Annotated in this window: 17 protein-coding genes; 7 read left to right on the plus strand and 10 right to left on the minus strand. The window is 71.7% G+C overall.

What is annotated here, in order from left to right; translation table 11 throughout:
- Nucleotides 1–50 precede the first annotated feature (50 nt).
- On the plus strand, nt 51–1,532 hold the full coding sequence (locus EFL26_RS07800) for a glutamate-cysteine ligase family protein (protein WP_123222302.1): 1,482 nt from the start codon (nt 51–53) through the stop codon (nt 1,530–1,532).
- A 9-nt stretch (nt 1,533–1,541) separates the two neighbouring features.
- On the opposite strand, the gene EFL26_RS07805 is transcribed toward EFL26_RS07800, so the two are convergent.
- Nucleotides 1,542–2,519, minus strand: a complete 978-nt coding sequence (locus EFL26_RS07805) for an IS481 family transposase (protein WP_123222303.1) — start codon at nt 2,517–2,519, stop codon at nt 1,542–1,544.
- Nucleotides 2,520–2,614: 95 nt separating this feature from the next.
- Nucleotides 2,615–3,073, minus strand: coding sequence for a hypothetical protein (locus EFL26_RS07810; RefSeq protein WP_123222304.1), 459 nt, complete (start codon nt 3,071–3,073; stop codon nt 2,615–2,617).
- Between the two features lie 77 nt (nt 3,074–3,150).
- Here EFL26_RS07810 and EFL26_RS07815 point away from each other — a divergent pair, with 77 nt between their 5' ends.
- A complete protein-coding gene (locus tag EFL26_RS07815; protein WP_123222305.1) occupies nt 3,151–3,729 on the plus strand; it encodes an HhH-GPD-type base excision DNA repair protein in 579 nt (192 codons plus the stop codon).
- On the opposite strand, the gene EFL26_RS23865 is transcribed toward EFL26_RS07815, so the two are convergent.
- The gene (locus EFL26_RS23865) at nt 3,686–4,093 is read right to left on the minus strand and encodes a hypothetical protein (protein ID WP_148046662.1); all 408 of its coding nucleotides are present in this window, start codon (nt 4,091–4,093) and stop codon (nt 3,686–3,688) included. The two genes, EFL26_RS07815 and EFL26_RS23865, sit on opposite strands and share 44 nt — an antisense overlap.
- 343 nt (nt 4,094–4,436) lie before the next feature.
- On the opposite strand from EFL26_RS23865, the gene EFL26_RS07820 reads away from it, so the two are divergent.
- From EFL26_RS07820 to EFL26_RS07830, 3 genes are all read left to right on the plus strand, one after another.
- Nucleotides 4,437–5,720 carry an RNA polymerase sigma factor gene (locus EFL26_RS07820; protein WP_123222306.1) on the plus strand — a complete coding sequence of 428 codons (1,284 nt, stop codon included), beginning with the start codon at nt 4,437–4,439 and terminating at the stop codon, nt 5,718–5,720.
- Between the two features lie 92 nt (nt 5,721–5,812).
- Nucleotides 5,813–6,037, plus strand: coding sequence for a DUF2188 domain-containing protein (locus tag EFL26_RS07825; protein ID WP_123222307.1), 225 nt, complete (start codon nt 5,813–5,815; stop codon nt 6,035–6,037).
- 82 nt (nt 6,038–6,119) lie between these two features.
- Nucleotides 6,120–6,857, plus strand: a complete 738-nt coding sequence (locus EFL26_RS07830) for a hypothetical protein (protein ID WP_148046663.1) — start codon at nt 6,120–6,122, stop codon at nt 6,855–6,857.
- 24 nt (nt 6,858–6,881) lie between these two features.
- On the opposite strand, the gene EFL26_RS07835 is transcribed toward EFL26_RS07830, so the two are convergent.
- The 5 genes from EFL26_RS07835 to EFL26_RS07855 all read right to left on the minus strand — a co-directional run bounded on the left by EFL26_RS07835 (nt 6,882) and on the right by EFL26_RS07855 (nt 10,692).
- The gene (locus EFL26_RS07835; RefSeq protein ID WP_123222309.1) at nt 6,882–8,090 is read right to left on the minus strand and encodes an MFS transporter; all 1,209 of its coding nucleotides are present in this window, start codon (nt 8,088–8,090) and stop codon (nt 6,882–6,884) included.
- Nucleotides 8,091–8,153: 63 nt separating this feature from the next.
- Nucleotides 8,154–8,939 carry an enoyl-CoA hydratase/isomerase family protein gene (locus EFL26_RS07840; protein ID WP_123222310.1) on the minus strand — a complete coding sequence of 262 codons (786 nt, stop codon included), beginning with the start codon at nt 8,937–8,939 and terminating at the stop codon, nt 8,154–8,156.
- An 83-nt stretch (nt 8,940–9,022) separates the two neighbouring features.
- Complete coding sequence (locus EFL26_RS07845) at nt 9,023–9,877, minus strand: EamA family transporter (protein WP_123222311.1); 855 nt, start codon at nt 9,875–9,877, stop codon at nt 9,023–9,025.
- Nucleotides 9,877–10,350, minus strand: coding sequence for a DUF456 domain-containing protein (locus tag EFL26_RS07850; RefSeq protein ID WP_123222312.1), 474 nt, complete (start codon nt 10,348–10,350; stop codon nt 9,877–9,879). Before EFL26_RS07850 ends, EFL26_RS07845 begins: the two co-directional genes overlap by 1 nt.
- 105 nt (nt 10,351–10,455) lie before the next feature.
- On the minus strand, nt 10,456–10,692 hold the full coding sequence (locus EFL26_RS07855; protein WP_123222313.1) for a DUF7455 domain-containing protein: 237 nt from the start codon (nt 10,690–10,692) through the stop codon (nt 10,456–10,458).
- Nucleotides 10,693–11,115: 423 nt separating this feature from the next.
- Between EFL26_RS07855 and EFL26_RS07860 the strand changes: the two genes are divergently transcribed.
- Nucleotides 11,116–13,212: a DNA gyrase/topoisomerase IV subunit B gene (locus EFL26_RS07860; RefSeq protein WP_123222451.1), complete on the plus strand. Its 2,097-nt coding sequence runs from the start codon at nt 11,116–11,118 to the stop codon at nt 13,210–13,212.
- Nucleotides 13,209–14,048, plus strand: coding sequence for an alpha/beta hydrolase (locus EFL26_RS07865; protein ID WP_123222314.1), 840 nt, complete (start codon nt 13,209–13,211; stop codon nt 14,046–14,048). The genes EFL26_RS07860 and EFL26_RS07865 overlap by 4 nt, the downstream gene beginning before the upstream one ends.
- 23 nt (nt 14,049–14,071) lie before the next feature.
- On the opposite strand, the gene EFL26_RS07870 is transcribed toward EFL26_RS07865, so the two are convergent.
- The gene (locus EFL26_RS07870) at nt 14,072–14,569 is read right to left on the minus strand and encodes a beta-class carbonic anhydrase (protein WP_123222315.1); all 498 of its coding nucleotides are present in this window, start codon (nt 14,567–14,569) and stop codon (nt 14,072–14,074) included.
- A 79-nt stretch (nt 14,570–14,648) separates the two neighbouring features.
- On the minus strand, nt 14,649–15,542 hold the full coding sequence (locus tag EFL26_RS07875; protein ID WP_123222316.1) for a ferredoxin family protein: 894 nt from the start codon (nt 15,540–15,542) through the stop codon (nt 14,649–14,651).

Consider the following 15,542-nt stretch of genomic DNA (forward strand, 5'->3'; position numbering starts at 1 on the left):
GAGGCCTTGGGCCCTGTCCTCCGCCATGGACCTGCCTCTAGGGTCGGTGCATGGGCCAGGAGGTGGACCAGCAGGAGTTCAGTCGCGCGGACCGCACCGCGCACCGCGAGAAGGTGCGCCGCTGCCTGGACGTCTTCGCCCTGATGCTGCGCCAGGCGCACTTCGACGCCGAGGATCCGATGACCGGCCTCGAGATCGAGTTCAACCTGGTCGACGACGACGGGCGACCGGCGCTGAAGAACGCCGAGGCGCTCGCGGCGATCGCCAACCCGGACTTCCAGACCGAGCTCGGCCAGTTCAACCTCGAAATCAACGTCGCGCCGAGACGCCTCGGCACCCGGGGGATCACCGGCTTCGAGGAGGACCTGCGCGCGAGCCTCAACGACGCCGAGGCCCGCGCGAGCCAGGTGGGCGCGCACCTGGTGATGATCGGGATCCTGCCCACCCTCGAGGCCGGGCACCTCGCACCCGGGACGATCAGCCCCAACCCGCGCTACCAGCTGCTCAGCGACCAGATCCTCAACGCCCGCGGCGAGGACATCGCGATCTCGATCACCGGCGTCGAGCGGCTCGAGACGACCTCCGAGTCGATCATGCCGGAGGCCGCCTGCACCAGCACCCAGCTGCACACGCAGGTCAGCCCGGAGGACTTCCCGTCGTACTGGAACGCTGCCCAGTCGATCGCGGGGATCCAGCTCGCCGTCGGGGCCAACTCGCCCTACCTGCTGGGCAAGGAGCTCTGGGCCGAGACCCGCATCCCGTTGTTCGAGCAGGCCACCGACACGCGCAGCGAGGAGCTGAAGGCGCAGGGCGTCCGCCCGCGCGTGTGGTTCGGCGAGCGCTGGATCACCTCGATCTTCGACCTCTTCGAGGAGAACGTCCGCTACTTCCCGGCGCTGCTGCCGATCACCGAGGCCGAGGATCCGCTCGCGGTCCTCGAAGCGGGCGGCACGCCGCACCTCCACGAGCTCCGGCTCCACAACGGCACGATCTACCGCTGGAACCGGCCCGTGTACGACGTCGTCGACGGACGCCCCCACCTCCGGGTGGAGAACCGCGTGCTCGCCGCAGGTCCGACGGTCGCCGACACGATGGCGAACGCCGCGTTCCACTTCGGTCTGGTCCGGTCCCTCGCCGAGGACGAACGGCCGCTGTGGTCCCAGATGTCGTTCTCCGCGGCGGAGGAGAACTTCCACGTGGCCGCCCGGGACGGCATCGACACGCAGGTCTACTGGCCCGGCATCGGGCAGGTGTCGGCCACCGAGCTCGTCCTGCGCCGCCTGCTCCCGATGGCGCAGCAGGGTCTCGACGGGTGGGGTGCCGACAGCGACGAGACCAGCCGCCTCCTCGGCATCATCGAGGCCCGCTGCAGCAGCGGGCAGAACGGCGCGAGCTGGTTCCGCGACCGGGTCCATGCCTGGGAGCACCAGGCGACCGCACGGGACGAGGCGGTGCGGCTGACGCTCCAGGAGTACCGCGAGCGGATGCACAGCAACGAGCCGGTGCACACCTGGAGCCTGCCCACAGGCTGAGGCGGCCAGCTAGGTGTAGTGCACCGGTAGGTCGTTGACGCGGCTGATGGGTGGTTGGCCGCCGAGGGCGGTGTGGCCGCGATGGTGGTTGTAGGTGTGGAGCCAGTCTGGCAGCGCGGCAGCTCGCTGCTCGCCGGAGTCGAAGACTTGGGCGTAGGCCCATTCTTCGATCATGGTGCGGTTCAGGCGCTCTGCTTTGCCGTTGGTCTGGGGTCGGTAGCGGCGGGTGAACCGGGCCTCGGCGCTGATGTCGTCGAGAGCTTCGCGCCAGGCTCGGCTGCGTCGGTAGGCCATGGCGTTGTCGGTCATCACGCGTTCGATCGTGATGCCGTGGTCGGCGAACCAGGCGGCCGCGCGGCGCAGGAATGCTGCGCAGGTCTCGGCGCGCTCGTCAGGATGGATCTCGGCGTAGGCCAGCCGGGTGTGGTCGTCGATCGCGGCGTGCACGTACTCATAGCCCACACGTGGCGCGGAGCGGGCACGGCGGCGTTCCAGGCTGTCGCGCCCATGGACCCGCCAGCCGCCACCGGGGCGGAGTCGGCCGATCTTCTTCACATCGACATGGATCAGCTCGCCGGGCCGGGCCCGCTCGTAGCGGCGGATCGGCGCACCGGTGGGCCGATCCAGCCAGGCCAGCCGCGGCATGCCGTGCCGGGTCAGGACTCGGTGCACGGTTGAGGGTGCTAGACCTAGCACCGCCGCGATCCTCGCCGGGCCCAGCCGTCGGTCACGTCGCAACGCCAGGATCTGGGCCTCGAGGAGCGGATCGGTGCGCAGCGGGCTGTGGTGGGGCCGGCTCGAGCGGTCGAGCAGCCCGGCCGCACCTTCGGCGCGATACCTGGCCAACCACTTGTAGGCGGTCGCCCGGGAGACACCCATCTCAGCGGCGACATGGGCAGCTGGACGACCAGCGAGCACCCGCTGCACCAGCAGCTGACGCGACCACGGCGTCAACCGCGGCTTCGAACAGGCTCTAGCGTTGAACATGAGGACCTCCGGAAACGGTTGGAGACGGCAATCACCAATCCGCCCGGAGGTCCTCCCTCACGTCAAGACGTCAACAACGTCCATGGGCACTACAGCTAGGCGGGGCTCTGGTCGCGCCGTCGGCTCGAGCCGTCGGCCCGCCGTGGCCGGACCCGCCGCCACCGGATGAGGTCCTCGTTGGCGAGGTTGAGCCAGCCGTAGCGCGTCATCACGAAGAAGCCGGGCAGCTCCAGCGCGTGCCTTCCGAAGGCCTCGCGTGCGGCCGTGAACCACGCGAAGTCGGCGTCGGTCGGGGTGAGGTCGCCCGTCCGGGTGAGCCAGGGGACGGGGCGCTCGGCGGCCTGCCCGTCCAGCCCGTCGAGCACCCGCTCGACGAGGTCGGCGCGAAGCCCGGCGTCGAAGGAGGCGTCGTGCGGCAGCGTGATCCGGTCACCACCCGGCGTGCCCACGTGGAAGAGCGTCGGCAGCAACCGACGCGTGCCGGCCGCGCTCACGAAGTCGCACAGCGCCACCCTCAGCTGCCCCGCCAGCGGCAGCGCGTCGATGTCCTCCATCGACCCAGCCTGCACGGTCGACGGCCCCCTCCGCCCGCGGGATCCACAGGCGCGCGCCGGTGCGGCACACTGGCGCCATGGCCGCTCCCACGCTCCACCTCACCGGTGACGAGACCGCCGACCGCGTCCTCAGCGAGGACCCCTTCGCCCTGCTGCTCGGCATGCTGCTCGACCAGCAGTACCCGATGGAGCACGCGTTCCGGGGGCCGGCGAAGATCCTCGACCGGTTCGGCACGCTCGATCCGGCGAAGGTCGCCGCCGCCGACCCCGAGGAGTTCGCCGCCCTGTGCGCGACCCCGCCCGCCGTGCACCGGTTCCCCGGGTCGATGGCGACCCGGATCCAGGCGGTCGCCGCCGCGGTCGTCGACACCTACGACGGCGACACCGCCCGGCTCTGGACCGAGGCGGCCACCGGTGCGGACCTGGTGGCGCGCGTGATGGCGCTGCCGGGGTTCGGCAAGCAGAAGGCCCAGATCTTCACCGCCCTCCTGGCCAAGCAGCTCGGCGTGCGTCCCGAGGGCTGGGAGCGTGCCGTCGGGGACTACAGCCTCGAGGGGCATCGGTCGGTCGCGGACGTGGTCGACGAGTCGTCGCTCGCACGCGTGCGCGCGTTCAAGAAGGAGAAGAAGGCGGCGGCCAGGGCCGCTTCGACCTGACCCGCCCGCGGGACAGCGAGTCCCGTGCCGCCTGCTGCTCGCGCACCGACCGCACCAGCGCGTCGAGCCCGTCCTGGGCCCGGATCAGTCCCCGCCCGTCCGGGTCGGAGTAGGTGATCCGTACGACGACGGTCGACGAGCCCCCGCCCGTGGGCACGATGTCCAGCTCGGTCCTGACGCCGATCAGTCGTCCGGCCTGGCGCGCCGCCCACTGCACGTCGACGAACTCCTGGGCCGGGACCGGGTCGATCTCGATGACGTGCTCGCCGTAGAGCCAGAGCTTCCCGGCGATCTCCAGGGTCAGCTCCCAGCGCGGGTCGTCCGGGCGCTCGTCGTGGCCGGTCATCGCTCGGGTCCGCACCACGCGTGCTCGCCGACTCGACGGGTCGCGCCACCGCCACGCGCGTTGCCGGCGAGCCGAGATCCGAGACCTTGCCCTGCCCCACACAGGGAATCCATGGTTCCGGAATACCCGGAAACGGCCAGCCTGAACCCGCCACGGAGGACTCGTGCGCTGTTCGTGGCGCCGCACCCGGGCCGCAGGTCCGAGGGCCGGCGGGCGGCCGGCCACCGACAGAGCGTGCGCCACGCGTCGGCCCCGGACGCGACCATGTGGTCGGGCGTGCCAGAATGGGGGCGCGGCTGTTGACAGGTACGGGCTTTGCCGCGCCCGAGAAGTGCCCCCACGTCTGACCGAGAGGTAGTTCGTGTCCTCGAGCTCGTCCACCACGGCCGCCCGGAAGTCCCCCACGCAGCCTGCGAAGGCCGCCGCCAAGAAGGCTCCTGCCAAGGCCGCGAAGGCAGCCGAGAAGGCGCCGGCCAAGAGCGCTCCGGCCAAGAAGACCGCGGCGAAGAAGGCTCCGGCGAAGAAGGCGGCCGCCAAGGCGACCGCCGAGGAGCTGCAGGCATCGGTCCAGGCCGTCGGGCCTGACGGCAAGAAGCTCCTGGTCGACGTGCCCGACGAGCAGTTCGAGGCCGACCTCGAGGCCGACCCGACGATCGTCGAGGACGAGAAGCAGGCCTTCACCGTCTCCGCTGCCGACGAGACCGACGAGCCCGAGCAGCAGGTGATGGTGGCCGGCGCGACCGCCGACCCCGTGAAGGACTACCTCAAGCAGATCGGCAAGGTCCCGCTGCTGAACGCGGAGATGGAGGTCGAGCTCGCCAAGCGGATCGAGGCGGGCCTGTTCTCCGAGGAGAAGCTCGGCAAGGGCGGCAAGATCTCCGACAAGATGCGCGAAGAGCTCGAGTGGATCGCCGAGGACGGCAAGCGGGCCAAGAACCACCTGCTCGAGGCGAACCTCCGCCTCGTCGTCTCGCTGGCCAAGCGCTACACCGGCCGCGGCATGCTGTTCCTCGACCTGATCCAGGAGGGGAACCTCGGCCTGATCCGTGCGGTCGAGAAGTTCGACTACACCAAGGGCTACAAGTTCTCGACGTACGCCACCTGGTGGATCCGGCAGGCGATCACGCGTGCGATGGCCGACCAGGCCCGCACGATCCGCATCCCGGTGCACATGGTCGAGGTGATCAACAAGCTCGCCCGCGTCCAGCGCCAGATGCTGCAGGACCTCGGTCGGGAGCCCACGCCGGAGGAGCTCGCCAAGGAGCTCGACATGACCCCCGAGAAGGTCATCGAGGTGCAGAAGTACGGCCGCGAGCCGATCTCCCTGCACACCCCGCTCGGCGAGGACGGCGACTCGGAGTTCGGCGACCTCATCGAGGACTCCGAGGCGATCGTGCCGGCCGACGCCGTCTCGTTCACGCTCCTCCAGGAGCAGCTGCACGCGGTGCTCGACACGCTGTCCGAGCGCGAGGCCGGCGTGGTGAGCATGCGGTTCGGCCTCACCGACGGGCAGCCGAAGACGCTCGACGAGATCGGCAAGGTGTACGGCGTCACGCGTGAGCGGATCCGCCAGATCGAGTCGAAGACGATGTCGAAGCTGCGGCACCCGAGCCGCTCGCAGGTGCTGCGCGACTACCTGGACTGAGTCTCGGGGGCCCTGCGGCCTCATGCCTTCGTCCGTTGTGGGCACCGGGGCCACGGGGAGGGTGTCCGTGCGACGACCGCAGAGGAGACACCATGCCGAAGGGCGACGTCGAGACCGTCCACCGCGACGGGATGTGGGGCAACCTCATCGAGGGTGAGCACCACACCGAGCACTACTTCCAGACCAAGGACCGGGCCGTGGCCGCGGGACGGGACCTGGCCCGGGAGCGCCGCTCCGAGCACATCATCAAGAACGAGGACGGCACGATCGCCGAGCGCAACACCTACGGCGACGACCCGCGGGACGTCCGGGGCTGACCGGGGCGCTCCGTCACGATTCCGGTGAGGTGGCGCGGGCGGCGGATTGCCGCAGCGTCGACGGTCCTGCACAGTCCTTCTCGTGACGGAACACCCCCGCTGGCTTTCTCGCTACCTCGACGGCGAGAGGGACCTCGTGTGGCACGAGCTGCGCCAGCTCGGCGCTCACGTGCGCGACCCGGCGTTCGCCGGCGAGGCTCAAGCGGTCTGTGACGAGATGGCTCGCCGGGCGCGCCGCAACATCGACGTGCTCATCGAGCGGCTGCTCGAGCAGGGCTATCGCTTTCACGCGAACGACGACGCCGGCACGCCCGTACCACCCCTGGCCGCACCGGGGCCGGACGCGGAGGCGTTCGTCGACTGGCTCGAGAAGACCTTCGGCCCGGTGCCGATGGTGTTGTCGTCGTGGGTGCGCATCGTCGGGGACGTGTGGATGGTCGGCACCCACCCCGAGTGGGAGACCTCTGCCGCGGCGGACCCGCTCGTCGTCGAGGTGGCCGGCTTGCGCTACCCGGGGGAGGACGTGCGCCCGTCCTTGCTCGACGAGTTCGAGCAGTGGCGCGAGGACCGGGAGGGCAGACCGTTCCGGCTCCCCGTCGCGCCGGACCACTTGCACAAGAACAACGTCAGCGGTGGCGCACCGTACGGCCTCGTCCTTCCGGACGCCTGCGCTGACGCGCTCGTCGTCACCGAGGTCGCGATGTCGTTCGTCACGTACCTGCAGCGCGTCTTCGCCACCGGCGGCTTCCCCCGGTGGAGCGGGGACGACCGGCAGTGGGCCGTGACCCACGCCTTGACGCGGGGCCTCGAGCCGGTCTGAGCGGTGGCCCGGGACGCTGGGGCGTCAGGCGGCGGGGACCGCCGTCGTACCGGCCTCGTCGGGTCGGGCCGCGAGGTTGCGCCGGTGGATTCCCTGCACCGCCAACCCGAGCAGCGCGATCGTGAGGCCGAGGGCGCCGGCGAGCTCGAACCCGCCGTCCCAGCCGCCGTGGTCGATCGCCCACCCGACCACGGGCGCACCGACGGCGCCGCCGAGGGTCAGGGCCGAGCCGTGCCAGCCCATCGCCTCGCCACGGACGTTGGCCGGCACCGCCCGGCTGAGGTCGTCGATGGTGGCGGTGATCGTGGGTGCGCAGAAGAGCCCGGAGAGGAACAGCAGCACGGTGAAGGCCGTGCGGCCGTCGGCGACGGTGACGGCGAGGGTGGACGACCCGAGCAGGACCAGCAGGACCGACGCGGGCGGGTGCCGGCGCAGCGCGCCGTACACGATCCCGCCGACCGCCGATCCCAGTCCCCAGAGGGCCAGCACCCAGCCGATCGAGGTGGTGTGCCCCATCGCTCGCATCGCGGCGACCGCGCCGAGGTCCTCGCCGGTGAGGATCACCGTGGCGGCGACGCAGAGCGCGAGCACCATGACCACCGCGGGCGACAGCCAGTCGCGCACGCGCTGCTTCTCCGTGACGTCCGCGTGGTCGCGGCCCAGGGGAGGGTCGGCGACCCAGAGGACGAGCGCTCCGAGGACCGCGGTGAGCTGGCAGATCGTCAGGGCGATCGGCGTCGGCAGGTACGTCGCGGCGAGAACGCCCAGGACCGGGCCGATCATGAACGACAGCTCGACGGCCACCGAGTCGACGGAGAGCGCCGCGGTGCGTTGCTCCAGGGGCACGGCGGCGAGCAGGACCTGTCGCACGATCGAGAACGACGGCACGACGAAGAGCCCGGCCAGACCCACGAATGCGACCAGCGGCCAGTAGTCGACCCACGGAGCGATCGACCAGGTCACCGAGAGGACCACCAGCGACGGCGTCACGGTGCGGCGCAGCCCGATCCGGTCGAGGCGCCGACCTCGCCACGGCCCACTGACCGCGAGCGCTCCGGCGAGCACCATCTCGACGACGCCCGCCTCGGTGTAGGACCGGTCCAGGTGCGTGACGACGTGCAGCGTCAGGACCACGCCCGCGGCCCACAACGGGATCCTGATCAGCATCGCGAGCACGAGGATCCGCCGCACGACGGGGTTGCGTGCGAGGTCGGCGTACGTCGCGAGGCCCATCGGGCCAACCAATCACGACCGACCGGTCGCGGGTACCGGTTTTCGGGCAGGTCCGGCGCCCGGTCACCAGCCGGCAGGAAGCCCCGTGAAGTCGGGCTCGCGGCCCTCGGCGAACGCGCTCAGCGCCTCCAGGTTCGCCGGTCCGCCCATCAGCTCGGCGAAGCAGGCGTTCTCGCGCTCGCGCGCGGCGGCGATCTCGGCGCGCAGCGGCGCCGTCATCGTCTCCTTGACCGCGACCAGGCTGGAGATCGGCCGTGACGCCAGGGTCTCGGCGTACCGGCGCGCGGTGGGAAGCAGGTCGTCCGGCTCGCAGACCTTCCAGACCAGGCCGCTCTCCAGGGCCTCCTGGGCGCCGATCCATTCCGCCGAGAGCAGCATCCAGGCGGCGTTCTGGCGTCCCATCAGCCGGGGGAGGAGATAGCTGGAGGCCGCTTCGGGTGCCACGCCGAGGCTGGTGAAGGGGCACTTCAGGCGGGCGGTCGTCGACATGAAGGCCAGGTCGGCGAAGCCCAGCACCGTGGCGCCGATGCCGAGGCCGACGCCGTTGACCGCGCAGACCAGGGGCTTGGGAAAGGCGGCCAGAGCGTCGACCAGGCCCAGGAAGCCGTGCTTGCCGCGCTGGAAGGCGGGGTCCGTCGCCATCCGGTGCATCTCGAGGAGGTCGGTCCCGGCGCTGAACGCGCGACCGTTGCCGGTGAGCACGACGACGGCCACCGTCGGATCCGCCGCGGCGTCGAGGAGCGCCTCGGTGGTGGCGTCGTACAGCGCCTCGTTGAAGGCGTTCAACGCGTCGGGACGGTCGAGGGTGAGCGTGCGCACGCGCGCGTCGTCGGCGATGAGGAGACCCATGCCGGAATGCTAGAACACGTTTCAGTTCGGCTCGCGGGATCTCACCGACCGGAGGCGGGTCGGGTCACGCCACCTCGCGCCGGTCACGACAGCGAGATGCACACGATGGTCGCGGCGCACAGCGCCAGGCCGAGCGCCTGGCCGCGGTGCACGCGCTCGCGGAGGACGACCACGGCGAGCAGCACCGTGAACGCCGGGTAGAGCGAGCTGATCAGGGCGGACAGGCTGAGCATGCCGTGGTGGGTCGCCTGGATGAACAGCAGCACGGCGAGGGCGGCCAGCACCCCCGGGACGAGGCCGAGCGCCTCGGCCGGCCGCCGGGGGACCGGGTTGCCGCCGAGGACCCAGGCGGCCAGGGCCATCGCCAGCACGGACATCACCTGGTTCGCCACGAGCGGCCAGTAGCCGGCGGTGTCCGGCACCTGGCCGAGGCAGGCGAAGAGCACGCCGAAACCGAGGCCGGCGAGCAGGCCGTCGACGAAGCCCTCGACGGTCCCGGCGCGTCCTGAGCCGTCCACCGACCCGTCGACCGGGCCTTCGGCTCGCGAGACCAGCCAGATCCCGGGCAGCGCCACGACGATGCCGACCCAGGCGAGCAGGTCGGGCCGCTCGCCGGTGAGCAGGCCGACCAGCAGCGGTACGAGCACCGCTCCGACCGCGGAGACCGGCGCGACCACCCCCATCCGGCCGAGCGCCAGCCCGCGGTAGAGGAAGGCCGTGCCCGAGCCGCTGCCGACGCCGGCCGCGAGCCCCCACCCGAGGTCCTGGGCGGTCGGTTCGCCGGGCCGGCTGAGGGCGATGAGGACGGACCCGACCAGGGCCCCGGTGCAGGCCAGCAGTCCCACCGGCCAGACCGACAGCCGGCGCGAGGCGAGGCCGCCGATGAAGTCCGAGACGCCGTACAGGATCGCAGAGCCCAGCGCGAACAGCACGACCATCAGGTCACCACGACCCCGACCGCCCAGGTGGCCGCGGCCAGGACCGCGAAGGTCAGCTCGATCGCGACGCCGAGGCCGACCGCCTTCAGCGCGCTCACCGTCGCGGGCCACGCCTGCGTGTGCCCCAGCCGGCGCAGCTCCACGAGGTAGACGCCGAGCACGAAGCCCAGCACCAGGCCCACCACGGGCACCACGAAGAACCCCACCACCCCGACGGCCGCACCGGCCAGCAGCGTGGAGGCCGGTACGCCGGCCCGGCGCAGCCGGCGACCCGGCACGAGGTACTTCACGACGGATCCGGTCGCGAGCAGGGCCAGCGCCACGACCAGGACGATCCAGGCGGCCCCGCCGCGCTCGACGGCCCAGAGGAGGATCGCGGCGCCGACCAGCAACGTGCCCGGGAGCACCGGCACGAGCACTCCCGCGAGACCGACAGCGATCGCCAGGGCGACCAGGACCTCCAGCCCGCTCATGCCCGTGATCCTCTCAGCAGGTGCACCGGGGGCGACCGGCGCCGGAAAGCACGACGCCCCGGTCCACAGGACCGGGGCGTCGCAGCAGCTCTGTCGGTCGGCGCCTCAGCGCTCGTCGGTGTCGTCGCTCAGGACGGGGCTGTCGGCGAGCCTGTCGGTCTCGTCGTGGACGTAGGCCGCGATCTCGCGCAGCTTGTCGCCGTGCTCGCGGGCGTGGTGCGCGCAGAAGAGGAGCTCGCCGCCGCCCTGGAGCGACACCCGCAGGTACGCCTGGGCACCGCAGCGGTCGCAGCGGTCGACCGCGGTCAGCGGGGTCGCGCTCGTGGCTGTCGCAGTGGTCACGTTGGCCTCTCTCTCTGGTGCACTACCTGGATCAACGCGGGAGTTGGAGAGAAGTTCCACCAACCCCCAGGTGTCACCGGGCACAACATCCAATCACGGCTGATTCTTCCCGCCCGCCCCAATTACCCAGCCGTGAGACGAACGATGTATCGAGTGTGACTCAGCCCATGCCCCATCATCGGCAGCGACGGGCTGGTGTTGCGTCGAATTTGCACGTTCGTGACAGAAGACGGGGCGAAGGGCCGTCCATGACGCGGCTTTCGGCCCCTCTCGCAGAGCCGCCGAGGGTCCCGAAACGGGCTCGTGGGCGCTCCTGGCCTCCTGCGGGGGCGCCTCCGGGCGCGGACCTGCGCGTCGGCGGCGGAGCCGGGGGTGGGGTTGAGTAGATTTCTGCTGTCGGCCCGTCCTGGCCGGCACCGGGCGCTGCCCGAGCACCGCACGACCGACCGAGGAACTCCCATCGTCGACAACACCTACAACGCCCAGCACCTGCTCGTCCTCGAGGGCCTGGAGGCGGTCCGCAAGCGGCCGGGCATGTACATCGGCTCCACCGACTCCCGTGGGCTGGTCCACTGCCTGTGGGAGATCATCGACAACGCCGTCGACGAGGCGCTGGCAGGGGTCTGCACGCGCGTCGACGTGACCCTCCACCCGGACGGGTCGGCCGAGGTGCACGACAACGGTCGCGGCATCCCGGTCGACAAGGAGCCCAAGACCGGGCTCTCCGGCGTGGAGGTCGTGTTCACCAAGCTGCACGCCGGAGGCAAGTTCGGCGGCGGCTCGTACGCCGCGACCGGTGGCCTCCACGGCGTCGGTTCCTCGGTGGTCAACGCCCTGTCCGCGCGCCTGGACGTCGAGGTCGACCGCTCGCCGGCGACCTGGCACATGTCCTTCCAGCGCGGTGCCCCCGGCGTCTTCAAGGGCGACGGTCCCGACGTCGACTTCAAGCCCGAGTCGGGGCTGCACAAGGGTGCTCGCGTCAAGAAGGGCGTGACCGGCACCCGCATCCGCTTCTGGCCCGACCGGCAGATCTTCACCAAGGACGCGACGTTCCCGTTCGACGACGTCGTCACCCGGCTGCGGCAGACCTCCTACATCGTGCCGGGGCTCGAGCTGCAGATCACCGACCTGCGTGGTGAGGCGCCGGTCACGGAGACCTTCAAGCACGACGGCGGCATCTCGGAGTTCTGCGCGTTCCTCAGCCACGGCGAGCCGGTCACCGAGGTGCTGCGGCTGCAGGGGACCGACGTGTTCACCGAGACGGTCCCGATGCTCGACGGCAAGGGGCACATGACGCCGCAGGACGTCGAGCGTGAGCTGACCGTCGACGTCGCGGTCCGGTGGGACACCGGCTACGACACCGAGCTGCGCTCCTACGTCAACGTGATCGCCACTCCCAAGGGCGGCACCCACGTCGCGGGCTTCGAGGCGGCGCTCACCAAGACCTTCAACGACGCGATGCGGGCCGGGCGGGTGCTCAAGGTCAACGACGCCGACGTCGTGAAGGAGGACATCCTCGAGGGGCTGACCGCGATCGTGACGGTCCGGCTCGCCGAGCCGCAGTTCGAGGGCCAGACCAAGGAGATCCTCGGCACGCCCGCCGTACGAGGTGCAGTGCGCAAGGTCGTCGCCGGGGAGCTCAAGTCGTTCCTCACCTCGACCAAGCGGGCCGAGAAGGCCCAGGCGAAGCTGCTCATGGAGAAGGTCGCCGGAGCGGCGAAGACCCGTCTGGTCGCGCGCCAGCACCGCGACACCCAGCGCCGCAAGAACGCCCTGGAGTCCTCTGCGTTGCCGGCGAAACTGGCCGACTGCCGCTCCAACGACGTCGAGCGCTCGGAGCTGTTCATCGTCGAGGGCGACTCGGCGCTGGGCACCGCCAAGCTGGCCCGGAACTCCGAGTTCCAGGCGCTGCTGCCGATCCGCGGCAAGATCCTCAACGTCCAGAAGGCCCAGGTGGCCGACGTGCTGAAGAACGCCGAGTGCGCGTCGATCATCCAGGTGGTGGGGGCCGGTTCGGGGCGCACGTTCGACCTCGACGCGGCCCGCTACGGACGGATCATCTTCATGGCCGACGCGGACTCCGACGGCGCCCACATCCGCTGCCTGCTGGCGACGTTGTTCTTCAAGTACATGCCCGACCTGGTCGCCGAGGGCCGGGTGTTCACCGCGGTGCCGCCGCTGCACCGGATCGAGCTGACCAACCCCAAGAAGGGGATGGACAAGTACGTCTACACCTACTCCGACCCCGAGCTGCAGCGGAAGCTGGCGGAGCTGACCAAGAAGGGCATCCGCTGGAAGGACCCGATCCAGCGCTACAAGGGTCTCGGTGAGATGGACGCCGACCAGCTGGCGGAGACCACGATGGACCCCCGCCACCGCACCCTGCGCAAGCTCACCGTCGACGACGCGGCCGCCGCCGCGGAGGTCTTCGAGCTGCTCATGGGTGCGGACGTGGCTCCGCGGAAGGAGTTCATCGTGGCGGGCGCCTACGAGGTCGACCAGGACAGCATCGACGCATGAGCGCCGAAGGGCGGTCGCGCGATCGCCCGATGCCGGCGCGCCGGACCGTGCTGGCCGGTGGCCTGCTGGCGCTGGCAGGCTGCGCGACCCCGCTGACCGGTGGCGACCACGGGGGCGCGACCCTGGTGAGCGGCTCGTTCCGCTCGGCCCGGATGCGCGGCCGCGCGGTCGGCTACACGGTCGCGTACCCGTCCGGACAGGGCACGCACGCCGCTCTTCCGGTCGTGGTGAGCCTGCACGGCCGGGGCGCCAGTCACAGCACGGCCTTCTCCGCGCTCCACCTCGACCGCGTGCTCGACGACGTCGTCGGCTCGGGCGTGGCGCCCTTCGCCGTCGCGTCGGTGGACGGGGGTGACCACGGGTACTGGCACGCCCGGGCCGACGGCACCGATGCCGGCGCCATGGTGACCGACGAGCTGGTTCCGCTGCTGGGGCGTCGCGGCCTCGACACCACCAGGCTGGGGCTGCACGGCTGGTCGATGGGCGGGTACGGCGCGCTGCTGCTCGCAGGTCGCCGCCGACTCGAGGTGCGGGCCGTCGCGGTGGCCAGCCCGGCCCTGTTCACCGCTGCCGGCAACACCCCGCCCGGCGCGTACGACGATGCCGCCGACTACCTCCGCAACGACGTCTTCGGCCGCCCGGAGCTGCTCGACGGCGTGCCGCTGCGTGTCGACTGCGGTCGCTCGGACCCGTTCTACGTCGCGTCGCGTCGTTTCGTGAGCCGCGTGCAGCCGCCGCCGACGAGCAGCTTCGGCGCCGGCGGTCACGACTCGGCGTACTGGCGGAAGGTGGCGGGTCCCGAGCTCACCTTCCTCGGCCGGCACCTCGCGGCCTGACCGTCAGCTGCGGGACGAGTGGCTCAGGCCAGCTGCTCGAGCAGGCCCGTGTCGACGTCGTACAGGAAGCCGCCGACCGCGACCGTGTCGGGGATCAGCGGGTGCGTCCGCACCTTGTGGACGTCGTCGCGCAGGGCGGCCTCCTGGTCGGCGACCATGCTGAACGTCTGCCACGAGGCGTCCTGCCCGGCCGACGCCGCGACCCGCGCGCGGACCTCCTCGAGCGTCGCGCTGGCCATCGCGCACCGGGTGTGGGGGACGACGAGGATCCGGCGCACGTTGAGCAGGTGCACGCCCAGCACCAGCGCCTCGAGGGCCTGCTCGGTGACCCGGCCGCCCGGGTTGCGGAAGATCTTGGCGTCACCAGGCTTCAGCCCGAGCATGCCCAGGGGGTCGATCCGGGAGTCCATGCAGGTCACCAGGGCGATGCCGGCATGGGCGACACCGTCGAACCCGGAGAGGGCGAAGTCCTTGGCGAACTCGCGGTTGGCGGCCAGCAGGTCGTCGAAGTCGGCAGTCACCCGGCCGAGGCTAGTGCAGGCCGCGCCTCGGGCGCCGTGACGTCGCGCACACCGGGACGGTGCCGCCCCGGCGCGCTGCTCACGACTCCAGGATCTCGGCGTGGAAGCGGGTCACCGGCTTGCTCTCCTTGCCGCAGGATTCCGGCCGCTCGCCCTCGTCGTACGCCGTGACGGTGACCGTCCAGCGCCGGCCGTCGCGGTGCGACACCTGCCAGGAGCCGTCGTCGCCGGCGACCCGGAGGTCGTCGAGCCCGGTGACGTCGAAGCGCCGGCGGACGTGCTCCTCGGCCACCTGGCCCGCCGGCGGCCACGTGGAGCGACCGCGGAACCCGGCCAGCTCGACGCGGCCCTCGCTCTCCGCGGCGAGCAGGGACGCGGCGTCGAGCACCCGGCCGTGCAGGGAGCCGGAGGGGAGCAGCACGGTGGTCGGCGCGAACCGGTGCCCGGAGGTGTGCGTGACCTCCCAGACCCGGTCGGGGTGGTGGGCCGCTGCGGCGGCCGCGACCGGGCGTCCCAGCCGCGCGCAGCAGGTGTCGCGGGTGCCGTTGGTGCAGACGAGCAGCTGCGGCGGAGCGGTGGTGAGGCTGGGCAGCGAGCGCCCCACCGCGTCGCGGTCGCCCGTCGCGACGGCCTTCCAGTCGAGGTCGAGCAGCGCATGCGGGTCGGTCACCGACCCCGCAAGCAGCCAGGAAGCCCCGGGCCGCGTGTGCGCGACCAGGACGCGGCGGGAGGTGGAGACGTGGTCGTCGGCGTGCCGGCCCGGGCGTCGGACGAGCGAGGGCCGGACGCCGTGCGCGGCGGCCGCCTGCTCGATGGCCGCGCCGAGCGCCGGGTCGAGGTGCGACGACGTCCACGCCTTCGCTCCCCACGGGCCGTCCTGCTCGAGGCACACCCATCCGGCCGCCGCGGGAGCCGATCCGATCAGCGGCTCTCCGGCGGCCGCGGACGCTCCGCTGCAGGTCGGTCCGAGCAT

This window comes from Nocardioides pocheonensis, from assembly GCF_003725535.1.
GTDB lineage: Bacteria > Actinomycetota > Actinomycetes > Propionibacteriales > Nocardioidaceae > Marmoricola > Marmoricola pocheonensis.

Coding starts and splice junctions, on each gene's coding strand:
- EFL26_RS07800 (WP_123222302.1), top strand. CDS start 51: ATGGGCCAGGAGGTGGACCAGCAGGAGTTCAGTCGCGCGGACCGCACC.
- EFL26_RS07805 (WP_123222303.1), bottom strand. CDS start 2,519: ATGTTCAACGCTAGAGCCTGTTCGAAGCCGCGGTTGACGCCGTGGTCG.
- EFL26_RS07810 (WP_123222304.1), bottom strand. CDS start 3,073: ATGGAGGACATCGACGCGCTGCCGCTGGCGGGGCAGCTGAGGGTGGCG.
- EFL26_RS07815 (WP_123222305.1), top strand. CDS start 3,151: ATGGCCGCTCCCACGCTCCACCTCACCGGTGACGAGACCGCCGACCGC.
- EFL26_RS07825 (WP_123222307.1), top strand. CDS start 5,813: ATGCCGAAGGGCGACGTCGAGACCGTCCACCGCGACGGGATGTGGGGC.
- EFL26_RS07835 (WP_123222309.1), bottom strand. CDS start 8,090: ATGGGCCTCGCGACGTACGCCGACCTCGCACGCAACCCCGTCGTGCGG.
- EFL26_RS07840 (WP_123222310.1), bottom strand. CDS start 8,939: ATGGGTCTCCTCATCGCCGACGACGCGCGCGTGCGCACGCTCACCCTC.
- EFL26_RS07845 (WP_123222311.1), bottom strand. CDS start 9,877: ATGGTCGTGCTGTTCGCGCTGGGCTCTGCGATCCTGTACGGCGTCTCG.
- EFL26_RS07850 (WP_123222312.1), bottom strand. CDS start 10,350: ATGAGCGGGCTGGAGGTCCTGGTCGCCCTGGCGATCGCTGTCGGTCTC.
- EFL26_RS07865 (WP_123222314.1), top strand. CDS start 13,209: ATGAGCGCCGAAGGGCGGTCGCGCGATCGCCCGATGCCGGCGCGCCGG.
- EFL26_RS07875 (WP_123222316.1), bottom strand. CDS start 15,542: ATGCTCGGACCGACCTGCAGCGGAGCGTCCGCGGCCGCCGGAGAGCCG.